Source organism: Streptomyces sp. CNT372 (assembly GCF_000377145.1).
This window is the reverse complement of sequence record NZ_KB897781.1, coordinates 22427-41517: the sequence shown is the minus strand read 5'-3', so window position 1 is coordinate 41517 and position 19091 is coordinate 22427. Positions and strand designations below refer to the sequence as shown.

Genomic DNA, 19091 nt, shown 5'->3' with positions numbered 1-19091 from the left:
CCGGACTGCCGCTGCCGGACGCGCGGCCCCCGCTCCCGCCCGCCGGCCCCCCGTCACCCCGCCCGTGGTCCGAACCGCGCCCGGTACGCCGAGGGTGAGATGCCCGTCTCGCGGCGCATCAGCGTGCGCAGGTGGGCGGCGGTGCCGATGCCGCTGCGGTGGGCGACCACGTCGAGGCGGTGCTCGCCGCGTTCGATCAGCCGGCAGGCCAGGGCGAGGCGTTCGCCGGTGAGCCAGGCCAGCGGTGTGGTGCCGAGCTGTGCGCGGAAGCGGCGGTGGAGGGTGGCCGGGCTGACCGCCGCGCGCGCCGCGAGGGCGGCGACGGTGAGGGTGGTGTCCAGGCGCTCCTGTGCCCAGGCCAGGAGCGGGGCCAGGGACTCGTCCGGTACGTCGGGAACCGGGCGTTCCACGAACTGCCGCTGCCCGCCGTCCCGGTGCGCGGCGAAGACCAGGCGGCGGCTGACGGAGCCCGCGACCTCCGCGCCGTAATCGCGCCGGACCACATGGAGCCCGAGATCGAGGGCGGCCGCGCTGCCCGCCGCGGTGAGGATGTCGCCGTCGTCCACGAACAGCGCGTCCGCCGCGAGGTCGACGGCGGGGAAGCGGGCCCGGAAGGAGTTGGCCCACTGCCAGTGCGCGGTGGCCCGGCGGCCGTCGAGGACACCGGCCTCGGCCAGGGTGAAGGCACCGCTGCAGAAGCCGATCAGGCGCGCGCCCCGGGCGTGCGCCCGGCGGACGGCGTCGAGCACGGCCGGGCGGCGGGGCACCTCGGTGTCCGGGCGGTTGGGGACGATCAGGGTGTCCGCCGTCTCGGCCGCCTCCAGGCCCGCGACCCCCGTGAGCGTGAAGAACCCGTCCCGCATCAGGGTGCGGGGCTCGGGGGAGCAGAGCCGGAAGTCGTAGAGGTCACGACCGAGCTCCGGCCGCCGCAGGCCGAAGATCTCGGTCGCGCAGCCGAGTTCGAAGGGGTTGGAGTTCTCGTCCACGATCACGACGACCCGGTGCGGGCCAGCGGCCGCGCCCGCGACGGGACGCCCATCCGCATCCGCATCCGCGTGGGGATGCGAGGAATCTTTCGCCATATGCGATTCCTGGCACTCCCCGGGACCCCGGGGCACGGCCCAGGATGAGCCCGTGAGCAATGAACCCATCTCCCTCGCCACGGCCCTCGCCTCCTTCGAAGCCCTGTGGAGCCCCCGCATCGTCACGCGTGTCAACGACTACGACGTCCGCCTCGCCAAGGTCGAGGGCGACCACGTCTGGCACGTCCACGACGACACCGACGAGTTCTTCCTGGTCCTCGACGGAGAGCTGCGGATCTCCCTGCGCGAGCCCGGCGGGGAGCGCACGGTCCTGCTCCCCCGGGGCTCCGTCTTCACCGTCACACGCGGTACGGAGCACCGGCCGTACGCCCCGTCCGGCGCCGCGATCCTCCTGTTCGAGCCCACCGGGACACCGACCGTGGGCGACCGCCACGACGAGATCCCGGACCATGTGGACGCGACGACCGGACACGCGCTCGACACCTGAGCCGTCTCCGGCCGCCCGAGCCGGAGATCCCCACTCCCGGGGACCCGACTCTCGGGGCCCGGTCAGAATGTTCGGACAAACCCTTGACGCCCCCGCGCCCCCGCCGTAGAAACGCTCCCAGCCGCAACCCGGCGGCCCGGGACAGGAGGCGGACACACCCATGCGATTCCCCCGGCGAAGCCGCCGCAGAACCCCCGGCCCGCCCCCCGGCCCCGCCCCCGGCTCGAACCCCGCCCCGCGCTCCTGCCCCACCCCGCCACCTGCCCGGACGGAGGGCGTGACGGATACTTGGGCGGCCGGGCAGGGGTCCGGTCCGGGTCCGAGGGCCCGGACCGCCGCATCCCGGCCGGACCGGACGGCACAGCGAGAAGGGCACGGCTTCGTGGTACGGGCAGGAACAGGTGTACGCGCAGTGGGCGCGCTGCTGGCGGTGGTGCTCGCGGCCACGCTCGCCGGATGCAGCAGCACCGGCGGCAAGCGCGCCGAGGACGCGCGCAAGGCCGCGGAGAACGCCCGGGGCAAGGCCGCGGTCACCACCCCGCGCTGGACCTTCGCGATGGTCACCCACTCCGGGGACGGCGACACCTTCTGGGACATCGTCCAGCGCGGCGCCAAGGAGGCGGCCGCCAAGGACAACATCAACTTCCTCTACGCGCACAGCGACGAGGGCCAGCAGCAGGCCCAGCTCGTCGACTCCTACATCGCCAAGAAGGTCGACGCCCTCATCGTCACCCTCGCCAAGCCCGACGCCATGAAGGGCGTCGTCGCCAAGGCGGTCGAGGCGGGCATCCCCGTGGTCACGGTGAACTCCGGCTCCGAGCAGTCCAAGAGCTTCGGCGCCCTCACCCACATCGGCCAGGACGAGTCCGTGGCCGGCGAGGCCGTCGGCGAGGAGCTGAACGACCGGGGCCGCAAGAAGGCCCTGTGCGTCCTGCACGAGCAGGGCAACGTCGGCCACGAGCAGCGCTGCGCCGGGGCCGCCGAGACCTTCGGCGGGGACATGCAGAACCTGTACGTCGACGGCACCAACATGCCCGACGTCCAGGCGTCCATCGAGGCCAAGCTCCAGACCGACGACTCCATCGACGCGGTGGTCACCCTCGGGGCCCCCTTCGCCGACGCGGCCGTGCAGGCGAAGAAGTCCGCCGGGTCCCGGGCCGAGGTCGGCACCTTCGACCTGAACGCCAAGGTCGCGGCCGGTCTCGCGGACAGGACCCTGGGCTTCGCCGTCGACCAGCAGCCCTACCTCCAGGGCTACGAGGCCGTCGACCTGCTGTGGCTCTACAAGTACAACGCGGACGTCCTCGGCGGCGGTCTGCCCGTCCTTACCGGGCCGCAGATCATCACCGAGAAGGACGCGGGCGCGCTCAGGGAGTACACGGACCGGGGGACCCGATGAGCGAGGCGGCCTCCCCGGCGGCTTCCGCCACCCCCGGCCCGGGAACCCCCGGCCCGCCCGGAGCCCCCGGCAACGCCCCCGGTCAGGCGTCCGCGCCCGGCGGCGGACCCGGCGCGGGCGACGAACGGCTGCTGCGCACCTCGCTGCTGCGGCGCCTGATGGGCCGTCCCGAGCTGGGATCGGTCGTCGGAGCCCTGGCCGTGTTCGTCTTCTTCTCGCTGGTCGCCGACTCCTTCCTCCAGCCGTCCAGCCTGAACACCGTCCTCTACGCGGCCTCCACGCTCGGTGTGATGGCCGTGCCGGTGGCGCTGCTGATGATCGGCGGCGAGTTCGACCTCTCGGCCGGTGTGCTGGTGACCAGCTCCGCGCTGGTCTCCTCGATGTTCAGCTATCAGATGACCGCGAACGTCTGGGTCGGCGCGGGCGTCTCGCTGCTGGTCACCCTGGCCATCGGCGCGTTCAACGGCTTCATGCTCACCCGCACCGGGCTGCCCAGCTTCATCATCACGCTGGGCACCTTCCTGATGCTGACCGGTCTGAACCTGGGCTTCACCAAGCTGATCAGCGGCACCGTCTCCACCAAGTCGATCGCCGACATGGAGGGCTTCCCCTCCGCCCGCACGGTGTTCGCCGAGACGCCCCTGTTCGGCGCGACGGTGAAGTCCACCATCCTGTGGTGGGCCGTGCTGATCGCCGTGGCCACGTGGATCCTGCTGCGCACCCGCTTCGGCAACTGGATCTTCGCGGTCGGCGGCGGCGCGGAGGCGGCCCGCGCGGTCGGCGTCCCGGTCGGCCGGACCAAGATCCTCCTCTACATGGGCGTCGCCTTCGGCGCCTGGATCTCCGGCCAGCACCTGCTGTTCTCCTACGACGTGGTGCAGTCCGGCGAGGGCGTCGGCAACGAGCTGATCTACATCGTTGCGGCGGTCATCGGCGGCTGCCTGATCACCGGCGGCTACGGTTCCGCGATCGGCGCGGCCGTCGGCGCGTTCATCTTCGGCATGACGAGCAAGGGCATCGTCTACGCGGAGTGGGACCCGGAGTGGTTCAAGTTCTTCCTGGGAGCGATGCTGCTGCTGGCCGCCCTGCTGAACGCATGGGTCCGCAAGCGGGCGGAGGCGACACGATGACGACCGACGAGAACAAGGCGACGGGCGAGGACAGGGCCACGGGCGCAGACAGGGCCACGGGCGAGAGCAAGGCGACAGGCGAGGGCCCGGGCGGCGCCGGCCCGGCCGTGCCCCTGGTCGAGCTGGACGACGTCAGCAAGTACTACGGCAACATCCGCGCCCTGGAGGGCGTCTCCCTCTCCGTCTCCGCCGGCCAGATCACCTGCGTCCTCGGCGACAACGGCGCGGGCAAGTCCACCCTCATCAAGATCATCGCGGGGCTGCACCGGCACGACGCGGGCAGCTTCCGGATCGAGGGCGAGGAGGTCTTTCTCGGCAACCCGCGCGAGGCGCTGAACCGGGGGATCGCCACCGTCTACCAGGACCTGGCCGTGGTGCCCCTGATGCCGGTGTGGCGGAACTTCTTCCTCGGCTCCGAGCCGACCAGGGGCAGGGGCCCCTTCCGGCGCCTGGACGTGGAGACCATGCGCGCCACCACCCGCGCCGAGCTGCTGCGCATGGGCATCGACCTGCGGGACGTGGACCAGCCCATCGGTACCCTCTCCGGCGGCGAGCGCCAGTGCGTGGCCATCGCCCGCGCCGTCCACTTCGGCGCGAAGGTGCTGGTCCTCGACGAGCCGACGGCCGCGCTGGGCGTCAAGCAGTCCGGGGTGGTCCTCAAGTACGTGGCCGCCGCACGCGACGCCGGGCTCGGCGTGGTCCTGATCACCCACAATCCGCACCACGCCTATCTCGTCGGTGACCGGTTCGTGCTGCTCAAGCGGGGTGCGATGGCGGCGGGACACACCCGGGAGACGGTGACGCTGGACGAGCTGACCCGGCAGATGGCGGGCGGCAGCGAGCTGGAGGACCTGCGCCACGAGCTGGAGCGGGCCCCCGCCCCGGCCCACCTCGGCGGCCCGGACACGGCCGAGGGGTGAGCGCCGACGTGCGGCGGGCCCTGCCCGGGCCCGCCCCGGGCAGGGACACGCCCGACTAGCATCGTCGACGGCGGGCACCGTCCGCCCCGGCCCACCGGACCCGGCCCCCCACCACCCGCAGGGACGACGTGAGCACGTACCGCGACTTCACCCAGCGAGGCGCAGCCCGCGCCACGGTCCTGCGGACCGTCGGCACCCGGGAGCGGCGCTCGCACCTCTCCGCGCCCCGGGTCCCCACCGTCGGGATCGACATCGGCGGCACCAAGGTGATGGCCGGGGTGGTCGACGCGGACGGCGTCATCCTGGAGAAGGTCCGCACCGAGACCCCGGACAAGTCCAAGAGCCCCAAGGTCGTCGAGGACACCATCTGCGAGCTGGTCCTCGACCTGTCCGACCGGCACGACGTGCACGCGGTCGGCATCGGCGCGGCCGGCTGGGTCGACGCCGACCGGGCCAACGTCCTGTTCGCCCCCCATCTGGCCTGGCGCAACGAGCCCCTGCGCGACGCCCTTGCCGCCCGCCTCGCGGTGCCCGTCCTGGTCGACAACGACGCCAACACCGCCGCCTGGGCCGAGTGGCGCTTCGGCGCCGGACGCGGCGAGGACCACCTCGTCATGATCACCCTCGGCACCGGCATCGGCGGCGCGATCCTGGAGGACGGCCGGGTCAAGCGCGGCAAGTACGGCGTCGCGGGTGAGTTCGGCCATATGCAGGTGGTGCCGGGCGGACACCGCTGCCCCTGTGGCAACCGCGGCTGCTGGGAGCAGTACAGCTCGGGCAACGCGCTGGTCCGCGAGGCCCGGGAGCTGGCCGCCGCGGACTCCCCGGTCGCGTACGGCATCATCGACCGGGTCGGCGGCAACGTCCGGGACATCACCGGGCCGCTGATCACCGAACTCGCCCGTGAGGGCGACGCGATGTGCGTGGAACTCCTCCAGGACATCGGCCAGTGGCTCGGTGTCGGCATCGCCAATCTGGCCGCCGCCCTGGACCCCTCCTGCTTCGTCATCGGCGGCGGGGTGAGCGCGGCCGACGACCTGCTGATCGGCCCCGCCCGGGACGCCTTCCGCCGACATCTGACCGGCCGCGGCTACCGCCCCGAGGCCCGCATCGCCAAGGCCCAGCTCGGTCCCGAGGCCGGTATGGTCGGAGCGGCCGACCTCGCCCGGCTGGTCGCCCGGCGCTTCCGCCGGGCCAACCGGCGCCGGGTGGAGCGGCACGAACGCTACGAGCGCTACGCGCAGGCCCTGCGCAACCCCGGCTCCGTCCGACCGACCCAGGAACCCCCGTCATGACCACGCTGACCCACCGGCCGGCTCCGACCCCGCCGCCCCCCGAGGGGCGCCGCCGCATGCTGGTGCGACGCTTCCTCACCGCGCTCACCATCGTGCTCCTGATCGGCATTCCGGCCGGTTACCTGCTGGTCTCCGCCGAGCAGAGCCGCGACAGCGGGCGCGACAAGGAGGCCGAGTCCTCGGCGGACGGGCTGCGGGAGCGGTGGCCGTCCCTGATGAAGCGCCGGATCTTCGAGGTGCCGATCCCGGAGGGCTCCTGGCGGGTCGGCTATTACGAGACCAGCAACTGGAAGACCAGCCGGCTCTACGTCCAGTTCCGCACCACGCCCGACGGCCTGGACGAGTTCCTCGAGGACGTCGGCACCGACCGGGCCGCCCTCAAGGGCGGCAAGGTCACCATCGGCGAGCGCGACGCCCGCACGGTCGGCTGGAACTTCGCCCTCCCCGGCCGCGACTGGGCCGGCACGACCCACACCAACAAGGCCCCCAGGCCCCGACAGGACATCACCGTCGACCTGACCGAACCGCTCAAGCCCTGGGTCTACGTGGTCTCGGCCGCCACACCGTAGCCGCGGGCCACAGCCGTCCGTGCCGCAGCCGCCGGAGCGGTGCCCCTTCGCGCCCCGCGGGCACGCCCGGCGACCGCGCCCGCACCGCCCGAGCGGGCGTCGGCTCCCGCCGGCGGCCGGGCCGGCGGCCGTCCCACATGCGCGGGGCCGGACCTCGGCCCCGCCGGAGCGAGACTGCGGGGCTCCGGACACATATCGTGACCCGGGACGGGAAACCGGCCGATGGTGGCCCCCTTTCCCGTATGCCGGGGCGGGTCCGCACAACCGGAGGCCCGGGCCGGAGGCTGCCGGTGCGGACGAGGATCCGGCCGTGGCAAGGGAAGGGGACGCGGCATGAGGCCGGAGGATCACCGGGCCACTCTGCTGTCCGCACTGCCGTTCCTCGTCATGGCCGTCGTCACCGTGGCCGACCTCGTGGGCGGTCCCGCGGTCGTGTTCCTGCCACTGCTGTCCCTGGGGCCCGCGTTCGCCCCCCTCGTGGGCGGCTGGCGGCGCACCGCGGGCGTCGGCGGGATCGCGCTGCTGCTGTGCGCCGCTCTCGCCTGGTACAACGACCTGCTCCACACGCCCCGCGGCTGGATGAGCGTCGTCTCCGTCCTGGGTGTCACCGCGGCGGGGCTTCTCGCGGTGTCCCTGCGCCGGCAGCGGGAGGCGGAGCTGGACCATGTGCGCTCCATCGCCGAGGCCGCGCAGCGGGCGCTGCTGAAACCGGTTCCGCGTTCGGCCGGCGGTGTCCGACTGGCCGTCAGCTACATGTCCGCCGTCGCCGAGGCACACATCGGCGGCGACCTCTACGAAGTCGTCGCCTCACCGCACGGGGTGCGGGCGATCGTGGGCGATGTCCAGGGCAAAGGGCTGGAAGCCGTGGAGACGGCGGCCGTCGTCCTGGGGGCCTTCCGAGAGGCGTGCCTCGACGAGGCCGACCTCGTGGCCGTGGGGACCAGACTGGAGCGCGCCGTCGAGCGGCAGCTGGACGGCGAGAAGTTCGTCACCGCCGTCCTGGCCGAGGTGGCCGACGGTGAGGTCACGTTCGTCAACTACGGCCATCCGCCGCCGCTGCTCATGCGCCCGGACGGCACCCTGGTCTGGCCCGAGCCGGACTCCTACGCCCTGCCGCTCGGCCTGGCCGGCCACGACACGGCTCCGCCGCAGCCGTACCGCGCCGGCTTCCTTCCCGGCGACGATCTTCTGCTCTACACCGACGGCCTCACCGAGGCACGTGACGCCGAGGGCCGTTTCTACCCGCTCGCCGAACGCGCCCACCTGCTCAGGGGCCGCGACCCGGAGACAGCGCTGCGGACGCTGCGCCACGATCTTCTCCAGCACGCCGACGGCCCCCCGCAGGACGACACGGCCCTGCTGATGCTCCACCGGACCTGACGCCCGGCCGGCCCCCGGCAGCCGTCCTCGGCTTTCCCCGGTTCCGCCGCTCTGACGCCTCGCTGCCCTGCTGCCACGGTTCAGCCGCCGACGGTCCCGGCCTCGATGCGCCGGCCGCGGTCGCTGTCCACCACGACCGGGACGCCGTTCGGGATCCGGCCCTCCAGACTGTCGAGCAGGGATCGCACCGGCGGCAGGTCGTCGGGGGAGCGGACGTGGATCCGCATCGTCCGGGACACCGCCTCGACACTGGTGACCGAGGCGCCGGGCGAGTCCGCGAGCCACTGCTCGGCCGCGTCCTTGGTCCGTTTGGTCCAGGTGTCGACCAGGAAGGTCAGTGCCGTGTTGGCCGACAGCGGGACGACCACGACGAGGAACAGCAGCGCCAGGGCGCTGTAGGCGCGGCGCCCGGGCCGGCCGGCGGCCCGGTCGGTGCGGGAGCCGTAGCTGAGCGCCCCGAAGGTCACCACACCGCCGAAGACCAGGGCGAAGAAGTTGGACACGAACAGCACCAGCGCGCCCAGGGCGAACCAGCCTGCCAGGTTCGCCAGGCAGACACCGACCACCACCAGCGGCGGGACGAGGGAGATGGCGATCGCGACCCCGGGCAGCACGGCGCCGACGTCCCGGCGGGCGAGTGCCACGGAACCGGCGAAGCCGGTCGCGAGGGCGGCGACCAGATCCATCAGCCCCGGAGAGGTGCGGGACGAGATCTGGCTGTTGGAGAGCAGGTCGTAGTCACTGGGGAGCAGGAGGGAGAAGAGGCCGCCGACCGCGATCACCAGGAGGGCGGCGGCCAGGACGACCTTGACCGACCCGGTCCGCCGCTGCTGGACCGAGCCCAGGGCGATCCCCATGATCGGAGTCGAGAGCGGCGCGATGATCATCGCGCCGATGACGGTGGCGGTGGAGTCGGTCAGCACCCCGCCGGTCGCGATGACCGAGGACAGGGTCAGCATGATCCAGAAGGCCGACCGTTTGGACCTGGAGTCCCCGGAGGACAGATCCAGATCCTCCGCCAGTTCGTCCAGCGAGCGGCGCTGGGAGGCGGGCAGCACAAGAGCGCGAACACGGCTGAGCATGCCTTCAACCAACCACGAGCGGCAGGGTGGCGGCGGACAGGACACGAAATATGCTCCCATTCGCGGCCTTCGCGGCCTTCGCGGCCTTCGCGGGCGTCTCGGCTTCCTGAGGTCCTGAGGTCCCGAGGTCCCGGGGACCCCCGGGCCCCCGGGACCTCGGCCCGTCCGGCCTCCCCGGCCCCCGTGTCGGGGTCCCGCCCCCGGCTCCGCGGCCCGCCCGCAGGGCACCGCCGTGCCCACCGGGGCGGCGGCGCCGGCGGGCACGGCGGTGCGACGGGGCGCGTCGCCGCGCGACCGGGCGCGTGCCGTCCGTGGTCCCCGCCCGGCCGTCCCGTGAACGAGGCGTGGAGGGCCCACCCCCGGTGACCGGAGCGAGTGGTTCCAGTCACTACGGTGGACGCCGTGAGTCAGACGCAGACGCCCCCGAAGACCCTGCAGTACCGGATCGACGGCCCGGACGACGCACCGGTGCTCGTCCTGGGCCCCTCGCTGGGCACCACCTGGCACATGTGGGACCGCCAGATCGCCGAGCTCGCGGGCCGCTGGCGCCTGGTCCGCTTCGACCTGCCGGGCCACGGCGGCGCGCCCGCCCACCCCGCGGGCTCCGTCGGCGAGCTGGCCGACCGTCTCCTCGCCACCCTCGACGGCCTCGGCGTGCAGCGCTTCGGCTACGCGGGCTGCTCCCTCGGCGGCGCGATCGGCGTCGACCTCGCCCTGCGCCACCCCCACCGCGTCACCACCCTCGCCCTGGTCGGCACCTCACCCCGCTTCGGATCCGCGGACGACTTCCGCCGCCGGGGCGTCGTCGTCCGCACCAACGGGCTGGACCCGATCGCCCGCAGCGCCCCCGAGCAGTGGTTCACCGGGCCCTTCGCCGCCGCGCAGCCCGCGATCGTGGAGTGGGCCGTCCAGATGGTGCGCACCACCGACCCGGGCTGCTACATCGCCGCCTGCGAGGCGCTGGCCGCCTTCGACGTCCGTGCCGAGCTGGCCCGCCTCGGCGTGCCGACCCTGGTGGTCGTCGGCTCCGAGGACCAGGTCACCGGGCCCGCCGAGGCCCGCACGCTGGTCGCCGGCATCCCGGACGCGCGGCTCGCCCTGGTCCCCGGCGCGGCCCACCTCGCCCCCGTCGAGCAGCCGGCCGCCGTCACCGACCTGCTCGCCCACCACTTCGGCAGCACCCGCCACGACACCCTCACGGGCATCCCCGCGCAGCACGCGGCGCCGGTCGTGCCCGTGGGCTCCGCGCCCGTCGCCCCGGTCGCCGAGATCGGCCCGGCCGCGCCCGAGCAGCCGCAGGCCGTCCACCCCGGCGGCCGTCCCGACCCTTACCACGCGGGCATGCGCATCCGCCGCGAGGTGCTCGGCGACGCGCATGTGGACGCGGCCACCGCCGGCGCCGACGAGTTCACCGGCGACTTCCAGGAACTCATCACCCGCTACGCCTGGGGCGAGGTCTGGTCCCGCGAAGGGCTCGACAGACGCACCCGCAGCTGTGTCACCCTCACCGCGCTGCTGGCCGGCGGCCACCTCGACGAACTCGCCTTCCACACCCGGGCCGCCCTGCGCAACGGCCTCACCCCGGCCGAGATCCGCGAGGTCTTCGTCCAGGCCGCCGTGTACTGCGGGGTGCCGGCCGCCAACGCCGCGTTCCGGGTCGCCCGCACCGTCATCCGGGAGGAGACCGCCCCGGGCGCGTAGCCCCCACCGCCGGGCCGGCCGCGCCGCCGGGCCCCCGCCGCCCGGTCCCGCCGGGGGAGGTCCCGTAGCAGGATGGGGACATGAGGATCGTCAAGAAGACCCACTCCTGCGTCCGGCTGGAGAAGGACGGACGCACGCTCGTCATCGACCCGGGCGGCTTCAGCGAGCAGGACGCGGCCGCCGGGGCGGACGCCCTGCTGGTCACGCACGAGCATCCGGACCACTTCGACGAGGGGCGGCTGAGGGCCGCCCTGGAGGCGAACCCGGACGCCCGGCTGTGGACCCTGCGCAGCGTCGCCGAGCAGCTGGCGCCCGCCTTCCCCGGCCGGGTCCACACCGTCGGGCACGGGGACGCCTTCGAGGCGGCCGGTTTCGAGGTGCGTGTCCACGGTGAGCTGCACGCGGTGATCCACCCGGACATCCCGCGCGTCACCAACGTCGGCTACCTGGTGGACGGTTCGCTCTTCCACCCCGGCGACGCGCTCACCGTGCCGGACCAGCCGGTCGACACCCTGCTGCTGCCCGTGCACGCGCCGTGGAACAAGATCTCCGAAGTGATCGACTACGTGCGCGAGGTGAAGCCCCGCCGCGCCATCGACATCCACGACGCCCTCCTCACCGACCTGGCCCGCCCCATCTACGACCGCCAGATCGGCGCCCTCGGCGGCGCGGACCACGGCCGCCTGGAACCGGGGACCGCCCGCGAGCTGTGAGGGCCCCTTCCCGCTCGCGGGCCCGCCGGGCACTGTCCGACCCCGCCGTTAGTCTTGGCCGCATGCGTATCGCCACCTGGAACGTCAACTCGATCACCGCCCGGCTGCCGAGGCTGCTGGCCTGGCTGGAGAGCAGCGGCACCGATGTGCTCTGCGTCCAGGAGACCAAGTGCACCGAGGAGCAGTTCCCGGCGGACGCCCTGCGCGAGCTGGGCTACGAGTCCGCCGTGCTCGCCACCGGCCGGTGGAACGGCGTCGCCCTCCTCTCCCGCGTCGGCCTGGCGGACGTCGTCAAGGGCCTGCCCGGCGGCCCCGAGTACGAGGGTGTCCAGGAGCCCCGGGCGATCTCCGCGACCTGCGGCCCGGTCCGCGTCTGGTCGGTCTACGTGCCGAACGGCCGTGAGGTCGCCCACGACCACTACGGCTACAAGCTGCGCTGGCTGGAGGCCCTCTCCGCCGCCGTCGCCGAGGACGCGGCGGGGGAGCGGCCCTTCGCCGTCCTCGGCGACTACAACATCGCCCCCACCGACGACGACGTCTGGGACACCGCCGCCTTCGAGGGCCTGACCCATGTCACCGCCCCCGAGCGCGCCGCGCTGGAGGCCCTGCGCGAGCGCGGGCTGTCCGACGTCGTCCCGCGGCCCCTGAAGTACGCCCACCCGTTCACGTACTGGGACTACCGCCAGCTCTGTTTCCCCAAGAACCGCGGTATGCGCATCGACCTGGTGTACGGCAACGCGGCCTTCGCCGGCGCCGCGAAGGACGCGTACGTGGACCGCGAGGAGCGCAAGGGCAAGGGCGCCTCCGACCACGCGCCGGTCGTCGTCGACCTGGACGTGTAGGGGCCGCCGGGTCCGGCCCGGGACCGGCGTCGCGTGCCCTGTGGTGCGTACCACCCCCGGGATGCGACGCTGGGCGGTATGAACATCCCCTTCCTGGACAATTGGCTGCGGCGCCACGACGAGGCGTCCGAGCACGCCGGCGGCCCCGGGACGGGGGACCGCGACCCGGAGCGGGCCGAGGCGATCGCCTCCCTGCTCTCGGAATGCGAGCTGCTGCGCGCCCGCGCCGCCGACGCGGGGCTGGAACTGGACGACTCCCCGGCCTCGTTGAGCGCCCTGGACCAGCTGCCGCCCCGCTGGCGGGACGACCCGGAGGAACTGCCCTGGCTGGGCAATGACGCGGGCCTCTACCTCGGCACCGTGATCGTGCGCACCGTCCCCGGCGCGGTCTGGCACATCTGGCCCGGCGGCCAGCCCGTCGTGCGGCTGGTCTCGGGGCGCGAGATCCGGGTCGTGGAGGCCGGGCTGGAGTGGGCGGTCAACGGCGCGCCGGAACTCTCCCAGGTCTACGCGGAGGCCGCCGAGGCCTGAGGGCCGCAGCCCCCGCCCCGGCCCGGGCGCATGTTCGGGCCGACGGCTCGACAATACGGTTTATCCCTCACTTATGCGTGTCGGGGCGAAGTGCCTTTCCCGGCTGGATAGTTTGCGATCACCGCGACACGGCGAACAGGAGCAGGGCATCGTATGGCCGTCGATCCGCTGATCGAGCTGCGTGACGTCAACAAGCACTTCGGCTCCCTCCATGTGCTGCGGGACATCGATCTCAGCGTCGGCCGCGGCGAGGTGGTCGTCGTCATCGGCCCCTCCGGTTCCGGCAAGTCGACCCTGTGCCGGGCGATCAACGGGCTGGAGCAGATCGAGTCCGGCACCATCGCGATCGACGGGAAGCCGCTGCCCCCGGAGGGGCGCGAACTGGCCCGGCTGCGCGCGGACGTGGGCATGGTCTTCCAGTCGTTCAACCTCTTCGCGCACAAGACCGTCCTCGCCAACGTCGCCCTGGGCCCGGTCAAGGTCCGCTCCCGGAAGAAGGAGGACGCCGAGCGGCGGGCCCGTGAACTCCTCGACCGGGTCGGTCTCGCCGACCAGGCCGGCAAGTTTCCCGCCCAGCTCTCCGGCGGGCAGCAGCAGCGCGTCGCCATCGCCCGGGCACTCGCGATGGACCCCAAGGCGATGCTGTTCGACGAGCCCACCTCGGCCCTCGACCCGGAGATGATCAACGAGGTCCTGGAGGTGATGCAGAGTCTGGCCGCGGAGGGGATGACGATGATCGTGGTGACCCACGAGATGGGCTTCGCCCGGTCCGCCGCCAACCGTGTGGTCTTCATGGCGGACGGGAGAATCCTGGAGGACCGGGTCCCCGAGGCGTTCTTCACCGCCCCGGAGAGCGACCGGGCGCGGGACTTCCTCTCCAAGATCCTGAAGCACTGAAGGGCACGGCGGATGCCACGTCCGAGGGGTCCCGGTCCGCCCGCGCGCCTCCCGCCCGGGATCTGGACTACGCTGTGCCGTTCATCCCCGTGGTGATGGTGCGGCCGCCCCCGGCCCCGGTGGAGGGAAAACGGAGGGGGCAGCAGCTCATGGGGCATCGTCCTACCCTGCCCGGGCAGGGGCCGGTGGCAGCCGGTGATCACTTCTCGCGCCGCGGGACCGACGGAGACGCCGGACCGCCGTGGCCGGGGAGAAGGTCAGCTCCACCGTAGGGGCCGTGCCCGATGCCGGGCGGGCCCCCGTCGCCGCGCGTGCGACGGGGGCGCCGCTCCTTTTTCCGTCCGGACCCGGACGCGGATCCGGGCCTGGTGCCATACCGGTTCCGCTCCGGTGCCGGTGCGGTCCCTTTCGCGGTCCGACCGCACCCCGCCGCGTTCAGGCGGAGGCGCGTTGCGAGGCCCGCGGTCCCGGCAGCGGAGCCTGCGCCGCCCGCGTCACATCCGCCACCACCTCGACCACGTCGGGCCCGTACGCCTGGGAGTTGACGACCTTCAGCAGCAGCACGAACGAGCCGCCCCCGTGCTTGCGGGCCAGCTTCTCGTGATGACGCGCGAGATACCGGGTCGCCGCCTGGTTGGTGATCGCCCGCTGCCCGCAGAACAGGAAGACCGGCCGGGCCTCCTGACCGGCGGTCAGCCGCGCCAGGATCACGTACTCGGCCGCCCCCGGCTCCATCCGGTAGTGCTCGGCCCCGATCTGGAACGCGCCCTGCTCCGGACCCGGTTCGGCGTCCGTGTTCACCCGCACCCCGGGCAGCATCGACTGGAGGTGGGCCGCGGTGCGCCGGTTGCTGACGGGACCGCCCACGCAGAACTCCGTCCGCTCGCCGAACCCCTGGCGCGCCGTGTCGTGCCAGACGACCTGCCCGTGCGCCCCGCAGTCCTTGACCAGGGCCGACAGCTCCAGCAGCGCGAACACGTCGAAGCGGTGCACCGAACCGTCCCGCCCGGCCTCCCGGTTGACGACCAGCAGGCACTCGGAGGCCGTCGGCATACCGAAGAACGCCTGCTTGCGGCGGAGCCGGCGCCGCCAGAGGTAGGTGCGGGCCGTCCAGCCGATCGCGGCGCTGAGTCCCGCGGCCAGCACACCGAGCACGATGTTGCGTATGTCGTCCGTCATGGGCGCGCATGCTAGCGGGCGCGCCGGACCCCGTCGGCGGCGGTGCGGGCCGGCGGTGCCGCGCCGAGACGGTCCTGACGCGCGGCGGTCGCGAAAGTTACGCTGCGCCGACACCCGCACACTGGAGGTACGCATGCGCCGTAGTGCCGTTCGGATGGTGACGGTTCCCGCCGTCGTCGCGGCCGTCGTCTCGATCGGCGCGGGCGCGCCGCCCGGGCAGGCAAGCGCCCCCGCCGCACCCGTGAAGCCGACCGTGAAGTCGCCCGTGGCCGTCGGGTACGGGGGAGCGGTCGCCAGCGTCGACGCCGACGCCTCCGCCGCCGGTATCGAGGTGCTGCGACAGGGCGGCAACGCCGTGGACGCGGCGGTGGCGACGGCCGCCGCCCTCGGTGTCACCGAGCCGTACTCGGCGGGCATCGGCGGAGGCGGCTACTTCGTCCACTACGACGCCAGGACCCGGAGCGTGCGCACCATCGACGGCCGGGAGACCGCGCCGCGTTCGGCGGACGCCTCGCTCTTCCTGGAGAACGGCAAGCCGATCCCGTTCGACCAGGCCGTCACCTCGGGCCTCGGCGTCGGCACCCCGGGGACACCCGCCACCTGGGAGGCCGCCCTCGACGCCTGGGGGACCCGCTCGCTGGGCCAACTCCTCAAGCCCGCCGAACGGCTGGCCTCGCGGGGCTTCACCGTGGACGCCACCTTCCGCGCGCAGACGGAGGCCAACCAGGCCCGGTTCAAGGACTTCCCGGCCAGTGCCGAACTCTTCCTGCCGGGCGGGAGACTCCCGGTCGTCGGCTCGACGATGAAAAACCCCGACCTGGCCCGCACCTACGCCGAACTGGGCCGCAAGGGCGCTGACGCGCTCTACCGGGGCCCGATCGCCGACGACATCGTGCGCACGGTCCGCCGCCCGCCGGTCGACCCGTCCGCCACCCGCACCGTCCGCCCCGGCGACCTCAGCCGCCGGGACCTGCGGTCCTACGAAACGATTCGCCGCGCGCCCACGAAGGTCTCCTACCGGGGCCTGGACGTCTACGGCATGGCGCCCTCCTCCTCGGGCGGCACCAGCGTCGGCGAGGCCCTCAACATCCTGGAGCGGACCGACCTTCCGCGCGCCTCCCAGGCCCGCTACCTCCACCGGCTCATCGAGGCGAGCCGTATCGCCTTCGCCGACCGGGGCCGCTGGGTCGGCGACCCGGCCTTCGAGGACGTGCCCACCCGCGGCCTGCTCTCCCAGCGGTACGCCGACTCCCGGGGCTGCCTGATCCGCGACGACGCCGTCCTCACCAGCCCGCTCGCGCCCGGCGACCCACGCAGGCCCGCCGCCTGCCGCAGCGGCGGCCGGGCCGTGCCGACCACGCACGCGGTCGAGAGCACCACCCATCTGACGACGGCCGACAAGTGGGGCAACGTCGTCGCCTACACCCTCACCATCGAGCAGACCGGCGGCAGCGGGATCACCGTCCCCGGCCGGGGCTTCCTGCTCAACAACGAACTGACCGACTTCTCCTTCGCACCGGCCGACCCGGCGGTCCACGACCCGAACCTGCCCGGCCCGGGGAAGCGGCCCCGGTCCTCGATGGCGCCGACGATCGTCCTGGACGAGCGCGACCGGCCGGTGCTGGCCCTCGGCTCCCCGGGCGGGGCGACCATCATCACCACCGTCCTCCAGACCCTGACCGGCCATCTGGACCGGGGACTTCCGCTCGTCGACGCGATCGCCGCGCCGCGCGCGAGCCAGCGCAACCAGGCGACCACGGAACTGGAACCGGGTCTGTGGAACAGCCCGCTGCGCAAGGAACTGGAGTCCCTGGGCCACGCGTTCCGCCAGAACCCGGAGATCGGCGCGGCGACCGGCGTCCAGCGCCTCCCGGACGGCCGCTGGCTCGCCGCGGCGGAGAAGACCCGCCGCGGCGGCGGCTCGGCGATGGTGGTGCGCGAGGCGCGCTGACCGCGCGGCGGTCCGGGGCCATCCGGGTCGGGGTTCTGCCACCCCGCCCGGGCGGCGGCCTGCCGGGGCTGCACCCGGGCCTCGGGCCCGGCCCCGGCGTCGGGTCCCGGCCCCCCGGCCCTGGCCCTGTGGCCCTCCGGCTTCGGTCCCTGACCCGGCTCCGGCCCTGCGGCCCTTGGGCGGCGCTGACCGCGCGGCGGTCCGGGGCCATCCGGGCGGCCGGCATTCTGCCACCCCGCCCGGGCGGCGGCGTGCCGGGGTTGTGCTCCGGCCTCGGGCTCCGGCCGTCCGGCGCCGGACCCCGGCCTCGGCCTCAGGTCTCGGGCCCGGCCGCCGCCTCCGGGTCCTGCGGTCCGGCACCCCCGCCGCCACCCCGTCCGGGTGGCGGCGTGCCGGGGTTGTGCTCCGACTCTGGCTCCGGCCCTGGCCCTCGGCCTCCGGCCCTGGCCCTCGGCCTCCGGCCCTGGCCCTCGGCCTCCGGCCCCGGCCCTCGGCCCCGGCCCTCGGCCCCGGGTCCTGCGGCCCCCGGGTCCTGCGGCCCGGCACCCGTCCGGCCCGTCCGGGTGGCGGCGTGCCGAGGCTGCGCCCCGGCCCCGGCCCTGCGGCCCCCCGGCCCTGCGGCCCCCCGGCCCTGCGGCCCCCCGGCCCTGCGGCCCCCCGGCCCTGCGGCCCGGCAGCCCGCCGGGCAACGGCGGGCTGCCGGGCGTGCGGCTCCGGCGCTGCCCGCCGGTGCCGCCCGTGCGGAGCGATGGCCCCTACCGCGGGCCGCGGGCCGTAGGCCGTGGGCCCGGGGCCGTACGGGGGATCGTCGGGGCGGGCGCCCCGGCCCGGTGGGGAGGGCCGGTGCCCGCCGCGTCGCGGCAGGTGGCGGGGTGTGGGGCGGCGACCGGCAGTCCGGCGGGGACCGCTCGGCGCGGCCCGCGCGGGGTCGCCCGTCCGGCGGCCGGGGCGGAGCCGGTCGTGGCGCGCACGGGTAGGGAGCCCCCCGACAGAAAGGCTCCCCTGTGCGCAAGCGATACACCGTCCTGGCCGCCACCGCCGGTTCCGTGCTCCTCGGCGCTCTGGCCCTGCCCGCCGCCGCCCAGCCCGTCGTGGCGCCCCCGCCCGGCGGCCGCCTCGCCGACAGGGCCGCCGCCTTCGCGGCCCTGTCGGGCGAGGAGCCGGGCCCCCTGTCCGACCCCCTCCCGGAGGCCGGGCCGGCCACCGGGACCACCGGCCCCCTCCCGGAGGCCGGGCCCGACACCGCTGCCGGGACCCCCGAACCGGCCCCGGTCCCCGAGCCGGAAGCCGGAACCGTCACCGACGCGGCCGGGACCGTCACCGACGCGGCCGACGACCCCGCGGCGTCCCCCCGCGCGGCCGTCACCGCCGACGCCCTGCGTGCCGCCCTCGGCCGCTGCACGCAGATCTCCAAGGGCAAGTACCGCACCGACCGCGCCGCGCCCGCGGACGTCCCCGTCTGCGGCGGGGACGGGATCGTGCACTGGACCGCCGACCTGGACGTCGACTGCGACGGCCGCGAGACGGCCCGGTGCAACCGGCGCACCGACCCGTACTTCCAGCCCATGACCGCCTTCCAGCAGTCCGACGGGCGCTATCTGAGCGCCGAGAAGCTGCCGTTCGTGGTCGTCCCCGCCGCGAGCGCCCGGTGGAACTACTGGGCCTCCGGCATCCGGGGCGGGACCGTCGCCGCGATGGTCCACAAGGACCGGGTCGTGTACGGGGTCGTGGGCGACAGCGGCCCGGCCGACGTCATCGGCGAGGCCTCGTACGCCGCGGCCGAGGCCCTCGGCATCGACCCGCACCCCACTCGCGGCGGCACCGCCGAGGACGTCACGTACATCCTCTTTCCCGGCACCCGGGCCACCCCGATCGAGAGCCGCTCGGCCGCGCGCTCCCTCGGCGAGGACCTCGCCCGGAAGCTGGTCGGCGCGGCGGACGACCCGTCCTGAGACCGGGGCACAAGGGCCGC

At 74.3% G+C, this 19091-nt stretch carries 17 protein-coding genes; 14 read left to right on the top strand and 3 right to left on the bottom strand.

Annotation, left to right across the window (positions count from 1 at the left end):
• Nucleotides 1-53: 53 nt before the first annotated feature.
• Nucleotides 54-1082, bottom strand: a complete 1029-nt coding sequence (locus C593_RS0113015; protein ID WP_078521470.1) for a helix-turn-helix domain-containing protein — start codon at nucleotides 1080-1082, stop codon at nucleotides 54-56.
• Nucleotides 1083-1134: 52 nt separating this feature from the next.
• Here C593_RS0113015 and C593_RS0113010 point away from each other — a divergent pair, with 52 nt between their 5' ends.
• The 7 genes from C593_RS0113010 (at nucleotide 1135) to C593_RS0112980 (ending at nucleotide 8223) form a co-directional block, all read left to right on the top strand.
• On the top strand, nucleotides 1135-1530 hold the full coding sequence (locus C593_RS0113010) for a cupin domain-containing protein (protein ID WP_018847725.1): 396 nt from the start codon (nucleotides 1135-1137) through the stop codon (nucleotides 1528-1530).
• A gap of 382 nt (nucleotides 1531-1912) precedes the next feature.
• Nucleotides 1913-2929 (top strand): sugar ABC transporter substrate-binding protein, encoded by a 1017-nt coding sequence (locus tag C593_RS0113005; protein ID WP_078521468.1) that lies wholly within the window; start codon nucleotides 1913-1915, stop codon nucleotides 2927-2929.
• On the top strand, nucleotides 2926-4059 hold the full coding sequence (locus tag C593_RS0113000) for an ABC transporter permease (protein ID WP_018847723.1): 1134 nt from the start codon (nucleotides 2926-2928) through the stop codon (nucleotides 4057-4059). The genes C593_RS0113005 and C593_RS0113000 overlap by 4 nt, the downstream gene beginning before the upstream one ends.
• A complete protein-coding gene (locus C593_RS0112995; RefSeq protein ID WP_018847722.1) occupies nucleotides 4056-4979 on the top strand; it encodes a sugar ABC transporter ATP-binding protein in 924 nt (307 codons plus the stop codon). The genes C593_RS0113000 and C593_RS0112995 overlap by 4 nt, the downstream gene beginning before the upstream one ends.
• 128 nt (nucleotides 4980-5107) lie before the next feature.
• Nucleotides 5108-6274, top strand: coding sequence for an ROK family glucokinase (locus C593_RS0112990; protein WP_018847721.1), 1167 nt, complete (start codon nucleotides 5108-5110; stop codon nucleotides 6272-6274).
• Complete coding sequence (locus C593_RS0112985) at nucleotides 6271-6843, top strand: hypothetical protein (protein ID WP_018847720.1); 573 nt, start codon at nucleotides 6271-6273, stop codon at nucleotides 6841-6843. Before C593_RS0112990 ends, C593_RS0112985 begins: the two co-directional genes overlap by 4 nt.
• A gap of 333 nt (nucleotides 6844-7176) precedes the next feature.
• On the top strand, nucleotides 7177-8223 hold the full coding sequence (locus tag C593_RS0112980) for a PP2C family protein-serine/threonine phosphatase (protein WP_018847719.1): 1047 nt from the start codon (nucleotides 7177-7179) through the stop codon (nucleotides 8221-8223).
• A gap of 80 nt (nucleotides 8224-8303) precedes the next feature.
• On the opposite strand, the gene C593_RS0112975 is transcribed toward C593_RS0112980, so the two are convergent.
• Nucleotides 8304-9305 carry a TIGR00341 family protein gene (locus C593_RS0112975; RefSeq protein ID WP_026277639.1) on the bottom strand — a complete coding sequence of 334 codons (1002 nt, stop codon included), beginning with the start codon at nucleotides 9303-9305 and terminating at the stop codon, nucleotides 8304-8306.
• A 393-nt stretch (nucleotides 9306-9698) separates the two neighbouring features.
• Between C593_RS0112975 and pcaDC the strand changes: the two genes are divergently transcribed.
• From pcaDC to C593_RS0112950, 5 genes are all read left to right on the top strand, one after another.
• Nucleotides 9699-11006 (top strand): bifunctional 3-oxoadipate enol-lactonase/4-carboxymuconolactone decarboxylase PcaDC, encoded by a 1308-nt coding sequence (gene pcaDC / locus C593_RS0112970; RefSeq protein ID WP_018847717.1) that lies wholly within the window; start codon nucleotides 9699-9701, stop codon nucleotides 11004-11006.
• Nucleotides 11007-11086: 80 nt separating this feature from the next.
• Nucleotides 11087-11719 carry an MBL fold metallo-hydrolase gene (locus tag C593_RS0112965; protein WP_018847716.1) on the top strand — a complete coding sequence of 211 codons (633 nt, stop codon included), beginning with the start codon at nucleotides 11087-11089 and terminating at the stop codon, nucleotides 11717-11719.
• A gap of 62 nt (nucleotides 11720-11781) precedes the next feature.
• On the top strand, nucleotides 11782-12561 hold the full coding sequence (locus C593_RS0112960; RefSeq protein ID WP_018847715.1) for an exodeoxyribonuclease III: 780 nt from the start codon (nucleotides 11782-11784) through the stop codon (nucleotides 12559-12561).
• A 78-nt stretch (nucleotides 12562-12639) separates the two neighbouring features.
• Nucleotides 12640-13092 (top strand): DUF6278 family protein, encoded by a 453-nt coding sequence (locus C593_RS0112955; protein ID WP_018847714.1) that lies wholly within the window; start codon nucleotides 12640-12642, stop codon nucleotides 13090-13092.
• A 153-nt stretch (nucleotides 13093-13245) separates the two neighbouring features.
• The gene (locus C593_RS0112950) at nucleotides 13246-13989 is read left to right on the top strand and encodes an amino acid ABC transporter ATP-binding protein (RefSeq protein WP_018847713.1); all 744 of its coding nucleotides are present in this window, start codon (nucleotides 13246-13248) and stop codon (nucleotides 13987-13989) included.
• Nucleotides 13990-14424: 435 nt separating this feature from the next.
• Here the strand turns inward: C593_RS0112950 and C593_RS0112945 are convergent, their stop codons facing one another.
• Nucleotides 14425-15168, bottom strand: a complete 744-nt coding sequence (locus tag C593_RS0112945) for a hypothetical protein (RefSeq protein ID WP_018847712.1) — start codon at nucleotides 15166-15168, stop codon at nucleotides 14425-14427.
• A 133-nt stretch (nucleotides 15169-15301) separates the two neighbouring features.
• On the opposite strand from C593_RS0112945, the gene ggt reads away from it, so the two are divergent.
• Nucleotides 15302-17119 (top strand): gamma-glutamyltransferase, encoded by a 1818-nt coding sequence (gene ggt / locus C593_RS0112940; RefSeq protein WP_026277638.1) that lies wholly within the window; start codon nucleotides 15302-15304, stop codon nucleotides 17117-17119.
• Between the two features lie 1004 nt (nucleotides 17120-18123).
• On the top strand, nucleotides 18124-19071 hold the full coding sequence (locus C593_RS0112935) for a glycoside hydrolase family 75 protein (protein ID WP_018847710.1): 948 nt from the start codon (nucleotides 18124-18126) through the stop codon (nucleotides 19069-19071).
• Nucleotides 19072-19091 lie beyond the last annotated feature (20 nt).